16 protein-coding genes are annotated in these 18,246 nt (G+C 73.3%); 12 read left to right on the plus strand and 4 right to left on the minus strand.

Features of this window, described 5'->3' with window-relative positions:
• Positions 1-5: 5 nt before the first annotated feature.
• The 5 genes from shc to ABT238_RS09225 all read left to right on the plus strand — a co-directional run bounded on the left by shc (position 6) and on the right by ABT238_RS09225 (position 7,343).
• Positions 6-2,099 (plus strand): squalene--hopene cyclase, encoded by a 2,094-nt coding sequence (shc, locus tag ABT238_RS09205; protein WP_350563860.1) that lies wholly within the window; start codon positions 6-8, stop codon positions 2,097-2,099.
• Complete coding sequence (locus ABT238_RS09210; protein WP_350563857.1) at positions 2,096-2,791, plus strand: 5'-methylthioadenosine/S-adenosylhomocysteine nucleosidase family protein; 696 nt, start codon at positions 2,096-2,098, stop codon at positions 2,789-2,791. Before shc ends, ABT238_RS09210 begins: the two co-directional genes overlap by 4 nt.
• A 2-nt stretch (positions 2,792-2,793) precedes the next feature.
• A complete protein-coding gene (hpnH, locus tag ABT238_RS09215; protein WP_350563854.1) occupies positions 2,794-3,819 on the plus strand; it encodes an adenosyl-hopene transferase HpnH in 1,026 nt (341 codons plus the stop codon).
• 136 nt (positions 3,820-3,955) lie between these two features.
• On the plus strand, positions 3,956-5,893 hold the full coding sequence (dxs, locus tag ABT238_RS09220; protein WP_350563852.1) for a 1-deoxy-D-xylulose-5-phosphate synthase: 1,938 nt from the start codon (positions 3,956-3,958) through the stop codon (positions 5,891-5,893).
• Positions 5,883-7,343 carry an aspartate aminotransferase family protein gene (locus tag ABT238_RS09225; protein ID WP_350563849.1) on the plus strand — a complete coding sequence of 487 codons (1,461 nt, stop codon included), beginning with the start codon at positions 5,883-5,885 and terminating at the stop codon, positions 7,341-7,343. Before dxs ends, ABT238_RS09225 begins: the two co-directional genes overlap by 11 nt.
• Positions 7,344-7,418: 75 nt before the next feature.
• Here the strand turns inward: ABT238_RS09225 and ABT238_RS09230 are convergent, their stop codons facing one another.
• Entirely contained in the window at positions 7,419-7,691 is a 273-nt protein-coding gene (locus ABT238_RS09230) for a DUF6343 family protein (protein WP_350563847.1), read from the minus strand.
• 106 nt (positions 7,692-7,797) lie between these two features.
• Here ABT238_RS09230 and ABT238_RS09235 point away from each other — a divergent pair, with 106 nt between their 5' ends.
• Positions 7,798-7,986, plus strand: coding sequence for an I78 family peptidase inhibitor (locus ABT238_RS09235; RefSeq protein ID WP_350563844.1), 189 nt, complete (start codon positions 7,798-7,800; stop codon positions 7,984-7,986).
• Here the strand turns inward: ABT238_RS09235 and ABT238_RS09240 are convergent.
• A complete protein-coding gene (locus tag ABT238_RS09240) occupies positions 7,983-8,735 on the minus strand; it encodes a phosphatase PAP2 family protein (protein WP_350563842.1) in 753 nt (250 codons plus the stop codon). The two genes, ABT238_RS09235 and ABT238_RS09240, sit on opposite strands and share 4 nt — an antisense overlap.
• Before the next feature lie 232 nt (positions 8,736-8,967).
• The gene (fabG, locus tag ABT238_RS09245; protein ID WP_350756298.1) at positions 8,968-9,735 is read right to left on the minus strand and encodes a 3-oxoacyl-ACP reductase FabG; all 768 of its coding nucleotides are present in this window, start codon (positions 9,733-9,735) and stop codon (positions 8,968-8,970) included.
• A 559-nt stretch (positions 9,736-10,294) separates the two neighbouring features.
• Between fabG and ABT238_RS09250 the strand changes: the two genes are divergently transcribed.
• Entirely contained in the window at positions 10,295-11,161 is an 867-nt protein-coding gene (locus tag ABT238_RS09250; protein WP_350756300.1) for a MarR family winged helix-turn-helix transcriptional regulator, read from the plus strand.
• Between the two features lie 214 nt (positions 11,162-11,375).
• Here ABT238_RS09250 and ABT238_RS09255 read toward each other — a convergent pair whose 3' ends face one another.
• Positions 11,376-12,239, minus strand: coding sequence for an aldo/keto reductase (locus ABT238_RS09255; RefSeq protein ID WP_350563834.1), 864 nt, complete (start codon positions 12,237-12,239; stop codon positions 11,376-11,378).
• Positions 12,240-12,509: 270 nt separating this feature from the next.
• On the opposite strand from ABT238_RS09255, the gene ABT238_RS09260 reads away from it, so the two are divergent.
• From ABT238_RS09260 to ABT238_RS09280, 5 genes are all read left to right on the plus strand, one after another.
• Positions 12,510-14,333, plus strand: a complete 1,824-nt coding sequence (locus ABT238_RS09260; RefSeq protein WP_350756302.1) for an ABC transporter ATP-binding protein — start codon at positions 12,510-12,512, stop codon at positions 14,331-14,333.
• Between the two features lie 52 nt (positions 14,334-14,385).
• Positions 14,386-16,158, plus strand: a complete 1,773-nt coding sequence (locus tag ABT238_RS09265; protein WP_350563827.1) for an ABC transporter ATP-binding protein — start codon at positions 14,386-14,388, stop codon at positions 16,156-16,158.
• 165 nt (positions 16,159-16,323) lie between these two features.
• Positions 16,324-16,566 carry a lipopolysaccharide assembly protein LapA domain-containing protein gene (locus ABT238_RS09270; RefSeq protein WP_350563824.1) on the plus strand — a complete coding sequence of 81 codons (243 nt, stop codon included), beginning with the start codon at positions 16,324-16,326 and terminating at the stop codon, positions 16,564-16,566.
• Complete coding sequence (locus ABT238_RS09275; protein ID WP_350563821.1) at positions 16,563-17,345, plus strand: amino acid ABC transporter ATP-binding protein; 783 nt, start codon at positions 16,563-16,565, stop codon at positions 17,343-17,345. The genes ABT238_RS09270 and ABT238_RS09275 overlap by 4 nt, the downstream gene beginning before the upstream one ends.
• A gap of 10 nt (positions 17,346-17,355) precedes the next feature.
• The gene (locus ABT238_RS09280; RefSeq protein ID WP_350563819.1) at positions 17,356-18,243 is read left to right on the plus strand and encodes a glutamate ABC transporter substrate-binding protein; all 888 of its coding nucleotides are present in this window, start codon (positions 17,356-17,358) and stop codon (positions 18,241-18,243) included.
• The last annotated feature ends 3 nt before the right edge of the window (positions 18,244-18,246 follow it).

An 18,246-nucleotide genomic window follows, 5' to 3' on the forward strand; every position in this document is an offset into this window, starting at 1 on the left:
TTACGTTGACAGCAACCGCGGACGGCCGGCTCGACCCTGAGTACGATTCCGAGCCGGTCGCGGTGGGAGGCCTCCCCCCGGCGCTGCTGAGCGCCGGGCGGTGGCAGCCCGAGGGATCCGCCCCGGACGCCCCGGCCGGCCGGACCGATCAGCAGCCGGACGGGGCCGCCTCCGCCGAGGAGGCGCTGGCCCGTGCCACCACCCACCTGCTCTCCCTGCAGAGTTCCGAGGGGTGGTGGAAGGGCGACCTGGAGACCAACGTCACGATGGACGCCGAGGACTTACTGCTCCGGCAGTTCCTCGGAATCCTCACCGAGGAGCAGACCAAGGCCACCGCCGAGTGGATCCGCTCCCAGCAGCGCGAGGACGGCACCTGGTCCACCTTCCACGGCGGGCCGGCCGAACTCTCCACCACCGTCGAGGCGTACGTCGCGCTGAAGCTCGCCGGCGACGACCCCGGCGCCCCGCACATGCAGGCCGCCGCCCGCTGGATCCGCTCCGCCGGAGGCATCGCGGCCTCCCGGGTGTTCACCCGGATCTGGCTCGCGCTCTTCGGCTGGTGGCCCTGGGAGCGGCTGCCCGAGATGCCGCCCGAGATCATGTTCCTGCCCAAGTGGCTGCCGCTGAACATCTACGCCTTCGGCTGCTGGGCCCGGCAGACCATCGTCCCGCTGACCATCGTCTCCGCGCACCGCCCGGTGCGCCCGGCGCCCTTCCCGCTCACCGAGCTGCACACCGACCCGGACGACCCCTACCCCGCCCGGCCGCTCGCCCCGGCCACCAGCTGGGACGGCCTGTTCGAACGCCTCGACAAGGTCCTGCACGCCTACCACCGGCGCGCCCTGCGCCCGCTGCGCCGGCTCGCGCTCTCCCAGGCCTGCCGCTGGATCGTCGAGCGCCAGGAGGCCGACGGCTGCTGGGGCGGCATCCAGCCGCCCGCCGTCTACTCGCTGATCGCCCTGCACCTGGAGGGCTACGAGCTCGACCACCCGGTGATGCGCGCCGGGCTGGCGTCCTTCGACCGCTTCACCGTGCACACCCCCGACGGCCGGCGCTGGCTGGAGGCCTGCCAGTCCCCGGTCTGGGACACCTGCCTGGCCACCATCGCCCTGGTCGACGCCGGCGTGCCGGCCGACCACCCGGCGCTGGTCTCCGCCGTCGACTGGATGCTCGGCGAGGAGATCACCAAGCACGGCGACTGGTCGGTCAAGCGGCCCTCGCTCGCCCCCGGCGGCTGGGCCTTCGAGTTCGAGAACGACACCTACCCGGACATCGACGACACCGCCGAGGTGGTGCTCGCGCTGCGCCGGGTCGCCCACCCCGACCCCGCCAAGGTGGCCGCCTCCGTCGACCGGGGCGTGCGCTGGAACCTCGGCATGCAGTCCAAGAACGGGGCCTGGGGCGCCTTCGACGTCGACAACACCAGCACCCTGCCGAACAAGCTGCCGTTCTGCGACTTCGGCGAGGTCGTCGACCCGCCGTCGGCGGACGTCACCGCGCACGTCGTGGAGATGCTCGCCGAGGTCGGCCGGGCGCACGACCCGCGCACCCGGCGCGGCGTGGAGTGGCTGCTGCGCAACCAGGAGGCGGACGGCTCCTGGTTCGGCCGCTGGGGCACCAACTACATCTACGGCACCGGCTCGGTGCTGCCCGCGCTGGTCGCGGCCGGCGTCCCGGCCGAGCACCCGGCGATCCGCCGGTCGGTGCGCTGGCTGGAGGACCGTCAGAACGCCGACGGCGGCTGGGGCGAGGACATGCGCTCCTACGACGACCCGGCGCGCTGGGCCGGGCGGGGCGACTCCACCGCCTCGCAGACCGCGTGGGCGCTGATGGCGCTGCTCGCGGCCGGCGAGGGGCCGGACGGCCGGGCCAACCCGGCGGTGGAGCGCGGCGTGGACTGGCTGGTGCGCACCCAGCTGCCCGAGGGCACCTGGGACGAGCCCCAGTTCACCGGCACCGGCTTCCCGTGGGACTTCTCCATCAACTACCACCTGTACCGGCTGGTGTTCCCGGTCACCGCGCTCGGCCGCTATCTGCACGGCAACCCCGCCGTCGGCCGCCCGGCCGGCGGCCCGGCGGCGATCGGGGCGTCCCGGTGACCGCTTCCCCGCTGCTGGTCCTCTGCGCGCTCGGCCCCGAGGTGTGGGCCCTGCGCGGCGGGGACTGGCGCGGCGCGGCGGGCGGCCCGCCCGTCGTGGTGCGCACCGGCGTCGGCCGGCGGCGCGCCTCACATACCGTCAGGAGGCTGCTCACCGCTGCCCCGGGCGGCTACGGGGCCGTCGTGGTGGCCGGCTTCGGCGCCGCCGTCGCGCCGGGAATAACGCCCGGTGACGTGATCGTTGCCGACGGGGTGCGCGATGCCGAGGGCAACCACTTCGCCGTCGACTCCGGCCCGGCGCTCACCCGGGCCCTGACCGTGCGCGGCCTGACCGCGCACACCGGCGTGCACCACACCGCCGACCACGTGGTGCGCGGCCTGGAACGGCGCGCCCTGCACCTCCAGGGCGCGCTCGCCGTCGACATGGAGGCCGCCGCCGTGCTGGCGGCCCTGTGCGAGCTGCGCCCGGGCCTGCCCGCGGCCGTCCTGCGGGTCGTGGTCGACACGCCCGAGCGCGAGCTGCTGCGCCCGGGCACCCTGCCGGCCGGCGTCCGCGCCTGGCGCACCCTGCGCTCCACGGTGCCCGCCCTGGTCGACTGGCACCTGCGCGACGACCGGCCGCCCCGCGGCCGCCCCGCGCCCGCCGCCCTCAACCACCCGACATCCTCGACGCTCCCCCAGGAGGCGAGCTAGCCATGGCCATGCCGCTGCGCCAGACCGTGCGGGTCGGCACCTATCTCATGCAGCAGAAGCTGAAGCGACGCGACAAATTCCCGCTGATCGTCGAACTGGAACCGCTCTTCGCCTGCAACCTGGCCTGCGAGGGGTGCGGCAAGATCCAGCACCCGGCGGGCGTGCTGAAGCAGCGGATGCCGGTCGCCCAGGCGGTCGGCGCGGTCCTGGAGTCGGGCGCCCCGATGGTCTCGATCGCCGGCGGCGAGCCGCTGATGCACCCGCAGATCGACGAGATCGTCCGGCAGCTGGTGGAGCGCCGCAAGTACGTGTTCCTCTGCACCAACGCGCTGCTGCTGCGCAAGAAGCTGGACAAGTTCAAGCCCTCGCCGTACTTCACCTTCACCGTGCACATCGACGGGCTGCGCGAGCGGCACGACGCCTCGGTGGCCAAGGAGGGCACCTTCGACGAGGCGGTGGAGGCGATCAAGGAGGCCAAGCGGCGCGGCTTCCGGGTGACCACCAACTCCACCTTCTTCAACACCGACACCCCGCAGACCATCATCGACGTGCTCGACTACCTCAACGACGAGCTCAAGGTCGACGAGATGATGATCTCCCCGGCGTTCGCCTACGAGAAGGCCCCCGACCAGGAGCACTTCCTCGGCGTCGAGCAGACCCGCGAGCTCTTCCGCAAGACCTTCGCCGGCGGCAACCGGCGGCGCTGGCGGCTCAACCACAGCCCGCTCTTCCTGGACTTCCTGGAGGGCCGGGTCGACTTCGAGTGCACCGCCTGGGGCATCCCCAACTACTCGCTGTTCGGCTGGCAGCGGCCCTGCTACCTGATGGCCGACGGCTACGTGCCGACCTACCGCGAGCTGATCGAGAAGACCGACTGGGACAAGTACGGACGCGGCAAGGACGCCCGCTGCGCCAACTGCATGGCGCACTGCGGCTACGAGCCGACCGCCGTCCTCGCCACCATGGGCTCCCTCAAGGAGTCCCTGCGGGCGATCACCGAGACCGTCGGCTCCAGCCGGAGCCACTGAGCGCACTCCCCGGCGGCCGGCGCACCCCGCCGGCCGCCCCGTCCGGCCCGGGCCGCCGACCCCGGCCGGACCACCCCGCGCGGCGCGGCCACGGCGGGGCACCCACCGCACCGCTCCGAGTCGTGAGGTGAAAGCCATGTCACTGCTCTCCGGCATCACGTCCCCGGCGGACCTCCGAGCCCTCCCGGCCGCCGAGCTGCCCCGGCTCGCCGACGAGATCCGCGACTTCCTGATCGACGCCGTCACCCGCACCGGCGGCCACCTGGGGCCCAACCTCGGCGTCGTCGAACTGACCATCGCGCTGCACCGGGTCTTCGACTCCCCGCGCGACCGGATCGTCTGGGACACCGGCCACCAGAGCTACGTCCACAAGCTGCTCACCGGCCGCCAGGACTTCTCCCGGCTGCGTACCCGGGGCGGCCTGTCCGGCTACCCCTCGCGCGCCGAGTCCGAGCACGACCTCGTCGAGAACTCGCACGCCTCCACCGCGCTCTCCTACGCCGACGGCCTGGCCAAGGCCAACCAGCTGCTGGGCAGGGACGACCCCGTGGTGGCCGTGATCGGCGACGGCGCGCTCACCGGCGGCCTGGCCTGGGAGGCGCTCAACAACATCGCCGCCGCCAGGGACCGGCCGCTGGTCGTCGTCGTCAACGACAACGAGCGCTCCTACGCGCGGACCATCGGCGGCCTGGCCAACCACCTCGCCGCGCTGCGCACCACCCAGGGCTACGAGCGCTTCCTGTCCTGGGGCAAGGACGCGCTGCAGCGCACCCCGGTGGTCGGCCAGCCGATCTTCGACGCGCTGCACGGCGCCAAGAAGGGCTTCAAGGACGCCTTCGCCCCGCAGGGCATGTTCGAGGACCTCGGCCTGAAGTACCTCGGTCCGATCGACGGCCACGACCTGGCCGCCCTGGAGTCCGCGCTCACCAAGGCGCGCGGCTTCGGCGGCCCGGTGATCGTGCACTGCCTGACCGTCAAGGGCCGCGGCTACCGGCCCGCCGAGCAGGACGAGGCCGACCGCTTCCACGCCGTCAACCCGATCGACCCCTACACCTGCCTGCCGGTCGCGCCCAGCGCCGGTGTCTCCTGGACCTCCGTGTTCGGGGAGGAGCTGCTCGCCGTCGGCGCCGAGCGGCCGGACGTGGTGGCGATCACCGCCGCGATGCTCCAGCCGGTCGGGCTGGCCGGGTTCGCCAAGGCCTACCCCGAGCGGACCTTCGACGTGGGCATCGCCGAGCAGCACGCCGTCACCAGCGCGGCCGGCCTGGCCACCGGCGGCCTGCACCCGGTGGTGGCGGTGTACGCGACCTTCCTCAACCGGGCCTTCGACCAGGTGCTGATGGACGTCGCGCTGCACAAGCTGGGCGTCACCTTCGTGCTGGACCGCTCCGGCGTCACCGGCAACGACGGCGCCTCGCACAACGGCATGTGGGACCTGTCGATCCTGCAGGTCGTCCCCGGCCTGCGGCTCGCCGCCCCGCGCGACGCCGAGCAGCTGCGCGCCCAGCTGCGCGAGGCCCTCGCGGTCGAGGACGCCCCGACCGTGGTGCGCTTCCCCAAGGGCACCGTCGGCCCGGCCGTGCCCGCCGTCGAGCGGGTCGGCGGCGTGGACGTCCTGCTGCGCACCGGGGAGCCGCCGGAGATCCTGCTGGTCGCCGTCGGCACCATGGCGGGCGCCGCGCTGGACGCGGCCCGGCTGCTGCTCGCGGAGGGGTTCACCGCGACGGTCGTCGACCCGCGCTGGGTCAAGCCGGTCGACCCGGCGCTGGCGGCCCTCGCCGCCGGGCACCGGCTGGTGGTCACCGTCGAGGACAACGGGCGCACCGGAGGGGTCGGCGCGGCGGTCGCCCAGGCGCTGCGGGACGCGGAGGTGGACGTGCCGGTGCGGGTGCTCGGCCTGCCGCAGGAGTTCCTCGGGCACGCCGCGCGCGGCGAGATCCTGGAGGAGGCCGGGCTGACCGGCACCGGGGTCGCCGCCCAGACCGCCGCCTTCGCCAAGCACCTGCTTCCGGCCCGAGGACTACCGGACCGGGGACTTCCGAACCGAGGAGCGAACCAGCACCATGCCGGCTGACCCCGACAGCACCGACCGCCTCGACCGCACCGGCTTCCAGCAGCGGGTCGACGCCTCCGCGCGCCCCGGCTCGCGCTTCGACCTGGCCGCCCTGCTCGCCGAGCGCGGCGGCGAACGCTACGAGCTGCAGAGCCGCTACCTGAACCCGCAGCTGGCGCGGATGCTGCACACCATCGGTTTCGACCGGTACTACGAGCGCGCCCGGGGGCAGTACTTCTACGACGCCGAGGGCAACGAGTACCTCGACATGCTGGCCGGCTTCGGCATCTTCGCGCTGGGCCGCCACCACCCGGTGGTCCGCTCGGCCGTCCAGCAGGTGATGGACCTCGACCTGCCGGACCTGGTCCGCTTCGACGCCTCGCCGCTGCCCGGCCTGCTCGCCGAGCGCCTGCTGTCGTACGCGCCCGGGCTGGACCGGGTCTTCTTCGGCAACAGCGGCACCGAGGCGGTGGAGACCGCGCTCAAGTTCGCCCGGTACGCCACCGGCCGCCGGCGGATCCTCTACGCGGACCACGCCTTCCACGGGCTGACCACCGGCTCGCTCTCGGTGAACGGCGAGAGCGGCTTCCGCAAGGGCTTCGACCCGCTGCTGCCGGACACCGCGATCCCGCTCGGCGACCTCGCGGCGCTGGCCAGGGAGCTGAAGCGCGGCGACGTCGCGGCACTGATCGTCGAGCCGATCCAGGGCAAGGGCGTGCAGGCGACCCCGCCCGGCTGGCTGCGGGCCGCGCAGGAGCTGCTGCACGACCACAAGGCGCTGCTGATCTGCGACGAGGTGCAGACCGGCATCGGGCGCACCGGCGACTTCTTCGCCTACCAGCACGAGGACGGCGTACTGCCGGACCTGGTCTGCGCGGCCAAGGCGCTGTCCGGCGGCTACGTCCCGGTCGGGGCGACCCTCGGCAAGGGCTGGATCTTCGAGAAGGTGTACTCCTCGATGGACCGGGTGCTGGTGCACTCGGCCAGCTTCGGCTCCAACGCCCAGGCGATGGCGGCCGGCCTGGCGACCCTGGAGGTCGTGCGGGACGAGCGGGTGGTGGAGAACGCCCGCAAGGTGGGCGACCACTTCCGCGAGCGGCTGACCGCGCTGGTCGACCGGTACGAGCTGCTCGCCGAGGTGCGCGGGCGCGGGCTGATGATCGGCATCGAGTTCGGCCGGCCCAGGTCGCTGAAGCTGCGGACCGGATGGACGGCCCTCCAGGCCGCCCGCAAGGGCCTGTTCGCCCAGATGGTGGTCGTCCCGCTGCTCCAGCGGCACCGGATCCTCACCCAGGTGTCCGGGGACCACCTGGAGGTGATCAAGCTGATCCCGCCGCTGATCATCACCGAGCAGGACGTGGACCGGTTCATGACGGCCTTCACCGAGGTGATGGAGGACGCGCACCGGGGGAGCGGCCTGATGTGGGACTTCGGGCGGACGCTGGTCAAGCAGGCGGTCAGCAACCGCTGAGGCCGCGGCGTGCCGGATGCGTTCGAGGGGGGTGGGAGGCCGGGGACGGCTTCCCACCCCTCGGGAGACACCGCGTCAGAGCTCGGTCCGGCGGCGCCGGATCACGATCACGAGATCGACGACGGCGAACAGGGTGAGGATCCCGCAGGCCACGGCGAACCCGGTCAGGGTGCCCCGGCTCGGCGCGCCGAACGCCGGGGCGTTCGCGGCCCAGAACGCGAAGCCCGCGGTGGCCAGCGCGAACAGCGGGGTGAAGGTCAGCGAGAGCAGGTAGCGCAGCTTGAGGTCGCTGCGGGCGGTGGCGGGCTCGGAGCCGCTGCGCCACCGCCGCGGGGTGGTGGCGGGCATCCGCGCTCACTTCCCGAGGTCCGGTTCGTCCCCGCCCGTGCGGCCGGATCCGTACGGGCCGTCTACCATTCCAGCGTACGTCCGTAGGGCGAGCCGGGGAGGGGCGATGACGGAGCCGGACGCGGAGGGTTATGCGGGGCTGCGGGTCGAGCGGGCCGAGGAGCTGGCCCGGAGGCACGGCTGGGCCTCGGTGCGGGTGCTGCCGCAGGGGGCGGCGATGACCATGGACCACCGGGAGGGGCGGCTCAACCTCGCGGTGCGCGACGGGGTGGTGGTTCGCAGCTGGGAGGGCTAGGCACGCTCTCTCGGATCGCGCCGGGTGAGGCGGCGTTCGGTGGCGAGCACCAGCGGTTCCAGCAGCGGGAGCGAGAGCAGCACCAGCAGGCCGGCGGCCCAGCCGGCCAGCACGTCGGTGACCCAGTGGGTGCCCAGGTAGACCGTGGTGAGGCCGACCGACCAGGCGGTGGCCGCGGCCAGCAGCGCGCCGGTGCGCCGCCAGCGGACCGACAGGTAGGCCAGCGCGCCCCAGGTGACCACGGCGTTCGCGGTGTGACCGGACGGGAAGATGGTGCCGCCGGAGAAGAGTTCGGGCGAGCCCACGTAGTGGGCGTAGTGCGGGCCGAGCCGACCGGTGACGATCTTGACCCCGCCGACCGTGAGGTTGAGCAGCAGCAGGGCGGTGCCCATCACCAGCAGTGGCCGGATCCGGCCGAGCCGGCGGGCGCGCCAGCCGAGCCAGGTGAAGGCGGCGAACGCGGAGGGGCCGCGCTGCCCGGCCACCACCCAGTTGTCGAGGAGCGGCTGCAGACCGGGCCAGTGCTCGGAGGGCCGGTACAGGCGTATCTTCCAGTCGAGGTCGACCAGCGAGGTGTCGAGCAGGACGGCGGCGACCACGAGCAGGTAGCCGAGCGCGGCCAGGCCCAGCAGGGCGGCCTGCCGGCGGCCGAGGGGTGGCCAGTCGGGCTCGCGGCGGGTGGCGCGCGGGCGCTCGCGGCGGGTGGTCAGGTGCTCCGGGCGGTCCGGCAGTTCACTCGGCGCTTGCACGGCGGTGACCCTACCCAGCAACGCAGTGTGATTCTCCGTCTCATTCGGAATTCCCCGGCAAAGCCGTTCTCCGATCGCTGGAGGTCTGTTTCAGGACGATCCAACGGCGTTTTCGGATCGAATGTCCGTAAGGGGTTCGTGTGCTTTTTCCCAAGTCCGGGCAAAAGGAACGGGGCGGGAGACCGGCGGCGCCGGTTCCCACCCCGTGGTAACCCTGTGTAGGTTCGGTGGCTCAGTCGAGGGGACCGCCGGCCACGTAGACCACCTGCCCGGAGACGAAGCCGGCGCCCTCGGAGGCGAAGAACGAGATGGCGTGGGCCACGTCCTGCGGCTCGCCGACCCGCTGGACCGGGATCTGGGTGGCCGCGGCGGCCTTGAAGTCCTCGAAGTCCATGCCGACCCGGGCGGCGGTGGCGGCGGTCATGTCGGTGGCGATGAAGCCGGGGGCGACCGCGTTGGCGGTGATGCCGAACTTGCCGAGCTCGACGGCCAGGGTCTTGGTGAAGCCCTGCAGGCCGGCCTTGGCGGCGGAGTAGTTGGCCTGGCCCCGGTTGCCCTGGGCGGAGGAGGACGACAGGTTGACGATGCGTCCGAAGCCGGCGTCCACCATGTACTTCTGGACCGCCCGGGTCATCAGGAACGCGCCCCGCAGGTGCACGTTCATGACCGTGTCCCAGTCCGATTCGGTCATCTTGAAGATCAGGTTGTCGCGGAGGACGCCCGCGTTGTTCACGAGCACGACCGGCGCGCCGAGTTCGGCGGCGATCCGCTCGACGGCGGCCTGGACCTGAACGGCGTCCGAGACGTCGGCGCCGACGGCGAGGGCGCGCCCGCCGGCGGCGGTGATCCGCTCGACGGTCTCCCGGCCGGCCGACTCCTCCAGGTCGAGGACGGCCACGGCGTAGCCGTCGGCGGCCAGCCGCTCGGCGGTGGCGGCACCCAGTCCGCGCGCGGCGCCGGTGACGACGGCGACCCGGGGGGTGGTGGTCTGCTCGGTCATGCTCGGTCTCGTCTCTCTCGGAGTGATCGGGCGTTGTTGCAGGTCAGTTGCAGGTGGCGGGGTGTCGCAACCCGCCGGCGCGGCGCCGGTCGCGCTCCGGAGTCGGCGCGTCGGCCGGCCGGCGGCGGCCCGGGGACCCAGGGAACTCCCAGGAACCGCTCGGGCGGCACTCGGGATCCCCGGGCCGCTCCGGAGGTCGGATCCGCCCCGGTGGCCACACCCTACCGGCGAGTAGGGGGTGCGGCCAGGGTGAAGGCGCAGGTGACCGTGGGTAAGGACCGACCGGTCGGCTTTCTCCTGTGAACGGGTTACCGACGGGTCGGCGCGGCGCGTAAATATGCCAATGTTGCCGAACCTGCGTCTACTATCCGCCCCTGCCTGCCAGCGAGGGCCCGCCGTTTGTATAGTGTCCGCCAGCAGCCACCGGCTGCACGGCTGGAGCGTTCTCCCTCACAGCGGGACGCCCACTCGCCGTTACTGCCCCACCCGGGTGTCCCACACACACCGGGTGTGACATCGGGACGGATACATGGTGCTGGGGGAGATCCCGACGACCCGCGTGTCCGCGCGACTGCAGCAGTCGCCCGGACACCTGATCCGCGTTGCACAGCAGGTCCACACCCGCCTGTGGTCCGAACACGTCGGAGCCGATCTCACGGCTCCGCAGTTCGCGGTCCTGCTGGTCCTCGCCCTCGAACCGGGCGCGGACCAGCGCACGGTGGGCGAGCGTGCCTCGCTCGACAAGGCCACGATGGCCGAGATGGTCGCCCGGCTGGTCCGGCGCGGCCTGGTGCTGCGGCGCCGAGACCCGGCCGACGGCCGGCGCAAGTTGCTCGCTCTCTCGCAGAGCGGCGCCCAGGCTGTTCGCGAGGCCACCGGCGGAGTGGTTCGCGTGCAGCGCACGCTCTTCGAGCCGCTCACTCCGGAGGAGCAGCTGGAGATCGTCCGCGTGATGGCCAAGATAGCCAGACTGGAGCCGGCCCAGGTCGCCGTCCTCACGGACGCGCGGCCGATGCTGGACGCCCAGCGGGCGATCGGCTACCTGATCCGGGTGAGCCAGCAGGTGCACACCAAGCTCTGGTCGGAGCACGTCGGTTCGGAGCTGACGGCGCCGCAGTACGCGGTGCTGGACGCCCTCGAACTGGAACCGGGCGCCGACCAGCGCACGGTGGGAGAGCTGGCCTCGCTGGACAAGGCCACGATGGCCGAGATGGTCAGCCGGCTGGTCCGGCGCGGCCTGGTCCAGCGACGCCGCGACCCCTCGGACGGACGGCGCAACCTGCTCTCGCTCTCACCGGCGGGACAGGACCTGCTGCACCGCTCGGCCGCCGGCGTGGCGCAGGTCCAGCAGCTGCTGCTGGCGCCGCTGGAGGAGGAGGAGCACGAGGCCGCGCTCGCGCTGATCGCCAAGGCGGCCCGGCTCTAGCCGGAACGCCGAGGTTGTCAGCCAAAACGATTCGCCAGTCGCCCGCCGGTCGGCCGCCAGCCGTCCGCGGGTCGACCCCGGCCCGCCGGTCCCGGGCCCGGTGACGGCTTCCGCGGGTCTTCCGCGGGTCACATGCCGAAGGCCGCCCTCCCGCTGGGGAGGGCGGCCTTCGGCATGTGACCCGCGCTCGGGCGGCCGGGGCCGCCGGGGCCGGTCAGTTCCAGTCGAAGCCCTGCGGGTCCGGGCCGATCCGGGTGCCGGTGGCGATGCCGGCGATCGCGGCGAGGTCCTCGGCGTCCAGCTCGAAGCCGGCGACGTCCAGGTTCTCCTTGATCCGCGAGGGGGTCACCGACTTCGGGATCGCGATGATGCCGCTCTGCAGGTGCCAGCGGAGCACCACCTGGGCGACGGTGCGGCCGTGCTTGTCGGCGATCCGGGTCAGCTCGGGCTCGGAGAGCAGCTCCTTGCCCTGGCCGAGCGGGCTCCAGGCCTCGGTGGCGATGCCGTGCCGCGCGTGGAAGGCGCGCAGCTCGTCCTGCGGGAAGTACGGGTGCAGCTCGACCTGGTTCAGCGCCGGGACGAGCGAGGACTCCTCGGCGAGCCGGGTGAGCTGCTCGGCGCCGAAGTTGGAGACGCCGACCGAGCGGACCCGGCCGTCGGCCTTCAGCTGCTCCAGCGCCTTCCAGACGTTCGGGAAGCTGCCGTGCATCGGGCGCGGCCAGTGGATGAGGTAGAGGTCGAGGTAGTCCAGGCCGAGCCGGTCCAGCGAGGCGTCGAACTCGCGCAGCACCGCGTCGCGGCCCTGCTCGCCCGACCAGTCGCGGGTACCGGAGTTCCACAGCTTGGTGGTGATGTAGAGGTCCTCGCGGGCGACGCCGCCGGCCAGGGCCTCGGCGATCGCCTTGCCGGTGCCGGCCTCGTTCTCGTAGATCGCGGCGGTGTCGATCGAGCGGTAGCCGGCCTCGATCGCGGTGCGGACGGCGGCGGTGGCCTCCGCGTCCGGCACCTGCCAGACCCCGAAGCCGAGCTGGGGGATCCGGGTGCCGTCGTTGAGCGTGACGCTGGGAATGTTGCTCACGGAAGGAGTGCCCTCTCCTGGTCGTCCATGTGGTTCCGATGGGGCAACCGGCGCGGTGGCCGGAAATGTTCCCCGTCCGGGAAATTTTCCGACGCGCGCTAACGGCGCGTGCACAACCCTACGACGCCGACCGGGTACCCGGAAAACCTGTTGCGCAGATCACATCCGAGTTGGCAGGCTCCCTGCCATGACCTCCTGACGAACCCACGGCCGTGACCCTACCGGCCGTCCTCCGCACCCTCCGCCCGCACCGCCCCGCAACGGAGCGTCATGCTGCTCAAAACCCTCCCCCTGGCCGATCCCGGCCGACCCGACCTCTCCTCCCCGCTCGCCTTCCTGCGATGGCTCCAGCGCGACCAGCGGCGCGGGCAGGTGCTCGCCACCTGCTGGTCGCTGCTGGAGACGGGCTGTCAGGCGGCCCTGCCGGTGCCGGTCGGCCTCGGCGTCCAGGCCGTCGTCGACGAGGACTCCGGCGCGCTGTGGCGGGCCGGCGTGCTCGCCCTGGTGCTGGCCGTGCTCACCGGGCTCGGGACGGTGCTGCTGCACCGCCAGTCGGTCTGGAACTGGATCCACGCCGTGTGCCAGGTCCGCCAGCTGGTGGCCCGTCAGGCGTCCGACCTCGGCGCCGGATTGTCCCGGCGGATCGCCACCGGCGAGGTCGTCGCGGTCGGCAGCGGGGACGTCGAGAAGATCGGCTGGTACGTCGAACTCGTCGCCCGGCTGCGCGGGGCGATCGCCGTCTGGCTGGCGGTCAGTGCCGGGGTGCTGGCCGTCGAGCCGGTGCTCGGACTGGCCGTGCTGCTCGGGGTGCCCGTGCTCGCGGCCTCGGTCTGGCCGCTGCTCGGCCCGATCGAGCGCCGCTACAGCGAGCAGCGCGCCCTCGGCGGCAAGGCCACCGAACTGGCCGCCGACACGGTGGCCGGGCTGCGGGTGCTGCGCGGCATCGGCGGCGAGGAGCTCTTCCTCGACCGCTACCGGGCCGCCTCCCAGAAGGTCCGCGCCGCGGCCGTCCGCTCGGCCCGGATCCGCTCCCTGATGCAGGCTCAGCAGGTGCTGCTGCCCGGTCTCTTCGTGGTCGGCGTCACCTGGTACGGCGCCCGGCTGGCGGCCGACGGGCGGATCTCGGTGGGCGCCCTGGTCGCGGTCTACGGCTCCATCGCGTTCCTCGCCGCGCCGCTGCGCATCCTCGGCGAGGCGGCGCACGCCTGGAGCGTGGCCCGGGTCTCCGCCGGGCGGGCCGTGCGGGTGCTCGCGCTGGCCCGCACGGAGGGCACCGGGGACGCCGTGCTCGGCGACCCGGCGCGCTCCGACCTGTTCGACCCGGCCACCGGGCTGACCGCCCGGGCCGGCGAGCTGACCGCCGTGGTCTGCGGCGACCCGGACGTCGCCGGCGCGCTCGCCGAACGGCTCGGCGGGCACGTCCCGGTGGGCGGGGACGGGCGGCCGGAGCCGTCCGCCCGGCTCGGCGGCATCGAGCTGGACGCCGTCCCGCTGGCCGAGGCCAGGGCCGCCGTGCTGGTGCACGACAAGGAGCCGGTGCTGCTCTCCGGCACCCTGGCGGCACTGTTCGACGTCCCCTCCTCCGGCCGGGTCGATCCGTGGGAGGCGCTCGCCGCGGCCCGCGCGCAGGACGTGCTGGACGCGCTGCTGGACGGCGCGCAGGGCGCGCCGGACGGAGCGGGAGGGGCGGCGGTGATGGCGGCGGAGATCACCGAGCGGGGGCGGTCGCTGTCCGGCGGTCAGCGCCAGCGGCTGGCGCTGGCCCGTTCGCTGCTGGCCGACCCGCCGGTGCTCGTGCTGGACGAGCCGACCAGCGCGGTCGACGCGCACACCGAGTCCCGGATCGCCGCCGGGTTGCGCGGCAACCGCGAGGGGCGCACCACGGTGGTCTTCGCCACCAGTCCGCTGCTGCTCGACCGGGCCGACCGGGTGGTGCTGATCCGCGACGGCGCGGTGGCGGCGGCCGGCACCCACCGTGAGCTGATGCGCGGCGAGCCGGCCTACCGGGCGGTGGTCACCCGCGCGGAGCAGCCGGTGCCGGCGCAGGAACCGGCGCCGGTGGGGGAGCCGGTGCGGGCGGGGGAGCAGCCGTGAGGGCCGTCCCCGCCCGGACGGGCCACCACCGGAGCGAGTCGAGGAGTGAGACATGAAGCCCCCCGTCCAACAGGAGCAGCGGCCGGCCACCACCCTGCCGGTCGGCTCCCCGGCCGCCGTGCGCGACTACCTGCGGCTGCTGGCCCGGCGTCACCGGGGCGCCTTCTCGGCGGTGGTCGGGCTGCACGCGGTGGCCACCCTGGCCGGGCTGGTCGGCCCGTGGGTGCTCGGCAGGCTCGTCGAGTCACTGGCCACCGGCACCACGGAGTCCACCCTCACGGTCGCGGTGGCCTGGTACCTGCTCGCGCTGGCGGTGCAGTCCGCGTTCACCTGGTGGTCGCGGCTGCGCGGCGCGGTGCTCGGCGAGCGGGTGCTGGCCGACCTGCGGGAGGACTTCCTGGTCCGTTCGGTGGCGCTGCCGACCGGCGTGCTGGAGCGGGCCGGCACGGGCGACCTGGTCTCCCGGGGCACCACCGACATCGACCGGCTGGACAAGTCGGTGCGCCAGGCGGTGCCGGAGCTGGCCGTGGCGATCGTCTCGCTGCTGGTGGTGCTCGGCGCGCTGGTGGTCACCTCGCCGCTGCTCGCGCTCACCACGCTGATCGGCCTGCCGGTGCTGCTGCCCGCCTCGCGCTGGTACTTCCGGCGTGCCCCGCAGTCCTACCGCAACGAGTCGGCGGGGTACGCGGCGGCGAACTCCGTGCTCGCCGAGACGGTGGACGCCGGACGGACGGTCGAGGCGCTGCGGCTGGGCGAGCAGCGGGTCCGGCTGACCGACCGCAAGCTGGCGGAGTGGATCGCCTGGGAGCGGTACACGCTCTGGCTGCGCTCGGCGTGGTTCCCGGCCATCGACGCGACGTACACGCTGGCCGTGCTCGGTCCGCTGGTGCTGGGCGGGCTGTTCGCGCTGCGCGGCTGGATCACCGTGGGCGAGCTGACCACCGGGGTGCTGTACGCCCAGGCGCTGCTGGGCCCGGTCGACCTGATCCTGCGCTGGTACGACGAGCTGCAGATCGGCCAGACCTCGCTGGCCCGGCTGGTCGGCGTCCACGAGGTGCCGCAGGTGCCGGGGGACGACGAGGTCCGGCCGAGCGGGCGGCGGGTCGAGGCGCGGGACGTGCGCTTCGGCTACCGGGAGGGCGCCGACGTGCTGCACGGCATCAGCCTGGACGTCACCCCCGGCAGCCGGGTGGCGCTGGTCGGTCCGTCCGGGGCCGGCAAGTCCACCCTGGGCCGGCTGCTCGCCGGGATCTACGCGCCCGGGCGGGGCAGTGTGACGCTCGGCGGGGCGGCGCTGTCGCGGATGCCGGCCGAGCGGGTCCGCGCCGAGGTGGCGCTGGTCAACCAGGAGCACCACGTCTTCGTGGGGACGCTGCGCGACAACCTGCGGCTGGCAGCGCCGGGCGCGGACGACGCCGAGCTGCGCCGGGCGCTGGACGCGGTGGACGCCGGGCCGTGGGTGGACGCGCTGCCGGCCGGGCTGGACACCGAGGTCGGCTCCGGCGGCACGGCGCTGACGCCGCCGCAGGCCCAGCAGCTGGCGCTGGCCCGGCTGGTGCTGGCCGATCCGCACACCCTGGTGCTGGACGAGGCCACCTCGCTGCTGGACCCGCGGGCGGCCCGGCACCTGGAGCGTTCGCTCTCCCGGGTGCTGGAGGGCCGGACGGTGATCGCCATCGCGCACCGGCTGCACACCGCGCACGACGCGGACGTGATCGCGGTGGTGGAGGACGGCCGGATCAGCGAGTACGGCAGCCACCCCGAGCTGGTGGCGGCCGGCGGCCCGTACGCGGCGCTCTGGCGCTCCTGGCGCGACGAGCGCTGACCCGGGCCGCACCGGGACGGGCGCCGCCTGCCCGGGGTGGGCGGCGCCGACCGGCGCTGACCTGGGGCGACGGGGAGCGATCCGCGCGGGTGCGAGTTCAGCCCGCACGGGTTACTCCCGGCGCGTAACCGGGCAAAAGCTCCCAATGAGCATCAGAATGCTCTGGTGACCAAGATTTCGGACTCCTCCGGTACCAAGCGCGGCGAGATCGGCGGGATCCCCACCCGCTACATCGGGATCGGCGTCATCGTCGTCCTCGCGGTGTGGTTCCTCTTCGCCAACCTCGACAAGGTGAAGATCCAGTTCTGGGTGTTCACCGTGACCGCTCCGCTCTGGATCGCCCTGCTGGCCACCCTGATCGCCGGGATGGCGCTCGGGTGGCTGCTGAAGGGGCGGCGCGGCAGGTGAGCGGCGCCGCCGAGCCGCCGTCGGCGCCGGGCCCCGGCGGCTTCACCCCGCTGATCGAGCTGCGTGGCGTCAACAAGCACTTCGGAGCGCTGCACGTCCTCCAGGACATCGAGCTGACCGTCGGCCGGGGCGAGGTCGTGGTGGTGATCGGCCCCTCCGGCTCCGGGAAGTCCACGCTCTGCCGGGCCATCAACCGGCTGGAGCCGGTCGAGTCGGGCTCCATCGTGATCGACGGCCGGCCCCTTCCCGAGGAGGGCAAGGGGCTGGCCCGGCTGCGCGCCGAGGTCGGGATGGTGTTCCAGTCCTTCAACCTGTTCGCGCACAAGACCGTGCTGCAGAACGTCTCGCTGGCGCAGGTGAAGGTGCGCGGGCGGTCCAGGTCGGAGGCCGACGCCAAGTCCCGGGCGCTGCTGGAGCGGGTCGGGCTGGCCGACCAGGCGGACAAGTACCCGGCCCAGCTCTCCGGCGGCCAGCAGCAGCGGGTGGCGATCGCCCGGGCGCTGGCGATGGACCCCAAGGCGCTGCTGTTCGACGAGCCGACCTCGGCGCTCGACCCCGAGATGATCAACGAGGTGCTGGACGTGATGCGCCGGCTGGCGCACGAGGGCATGACGATGGTGGTGGTGACCCACGAGATGGGCTTCGCCCGCGCCTCCGCCAACCGGGTGGTCTTCATGGCCGACGGGCGGATCGTCGAGGACCGCGCCCCGGAGGAGTTCTTCAGCGCCCCGGAGAGCGAACGCGCCCGGGACTTCCTCTCCAAGATCCTGAAGCACTGAGGCCGGGCCCGTGAAGAAGACCCTCGCCCTCGCGGCCGCGGCCCTGCTGCTGGCCGGCTGCGGCAAGCCCGGCACCCCGCCGCCCAAGGGGCCGCAGCCCAGCGCGCTGCCCAGCTACCAGGTGGCGGCCGGCACTCCGGTGAGCGGATCGCCGACCCTGGACGCCGCCCGCGACCGCGGGCACCTGGTGGTCGGCGCCAAGGAGGACCAGCCCTACCTGGGCCAGAAGAACCCGGCGACCGGGGAGTACTCCGGGTTCGACATCGAGATCGCCAAGATGGTCGCCGCCGATCTCGGGTTCGGCCCGGACCGGATCGAGTTCAAGACCATCGCCTCCGCCAACCGCGAGACCGCGCTGCAGAACGGCCAGGTCGACTACTACGTCGGCACCTACACCATCAACGACAACCGCAAGAAGCTGGTCGGCTTCGCCGGGCCGTACTTCATGGCGGGGCAGTCCCTGCTGGTGCGCAAGAACAACAAGGACATCAACGGCCCCGAGGACCTGGACGGCAAGAAGGTCTGCTCGGCGGCCGGCTCCACCCCGTACCAGCGGATCCAGAAGCAGTACCCGAAGGCGCATCTGATCGGCTACGACACCTACTCGGCCTGCGTGGACAACCTGATCACCTCCCAGGTGGACGCCGTCACCACGGACAACACCATCCTGCTGGGCTACGCGGCCAAGGTGCCGGACGAGCTCAAGGTGGTCGGGCCGCTGTTCTCCCAGGAGCCGTACGGGATCGGCACGCCGAAGAACGACACCGTGCTGCGCGGCGCGCTCAACGACGCGCTGGCACACCACGAGGAGAACGGCGACTGGAAGAAGGCGTTCGAAGCGACCCTCGGCCTGTCCGGGGAGCCCGCACCCGTTCCGCCGCCGATCGACCGGTACTGAGGA

It is taken from the genome of Kitasatospora sp. NPDC001527, from assembly GCF_040298605.1.
Classification (GTDB): Bacteria; Actinomycetota; Actinomycetes; order Streptomycetales; family Streptomycetaceae; genus Kitasatospora.

Excerpts from the sequence above, each read along its gene's own strand:
- fabG (WP_350756298.1), bottom strand. The coding sequence starts at position 9,735 with ATGACCGAGCAGACCACCACCCCCCGGGTCGCCGTCGTCACCGGCGCC.
- ABT238_RS09225 (WP_350563849.1), top strand. The coding sequence starts at position 5,883 with ATGCCGGCTGACCCCGACAGCACCGACCGCCTCGACCGCACCGGCTTC.
- ABT238_RS09230 (WP_350563847.1), bottom strand. The coding sequence starts at position 7,691 with ATGCCCGCCACCACCCCGCGGCGGTGGCGCAGCGGCTCCGAGCCCGCC.
- hpnH (WP_350563854.1), top strand. The coding sequence starts at position 2,794 with ATGGCCATGCCGCTGCGCCAGACCGTGCGGGTCGGCACCTATCTCATG.
- ABT238_RS09265 (WP_350563827.1), top strand. The coding sequence starts at position 14,386 with ATGAAGCCCCCCGTCCAACAGGAGCAGCGGCCGGCCACCACCCTGCCG.
- ABT238_RS09235 (WP_350563844.1), top strand. The coding sequence starts at position 7,798 with ATGACGGAGCCGGACGCGGAGGGTTATGCGGGGCTGCGGGTCGAGCGG.
- ABT238_RS09260 (WP_350756302.1), top strand. The coding sequence starts at position 12,510 with ATGCTGCTCAAAACCCTCCCCCTGGCCGATCCCGGCCGACCCGACCTC.
- dxs (WP_350563852.1), top strand. The coding sequence starts at position 3,956 with ATGTCACTGCTCTCCGGCATCACGTCCCCGGCGGACCTCCGAGCCCTC.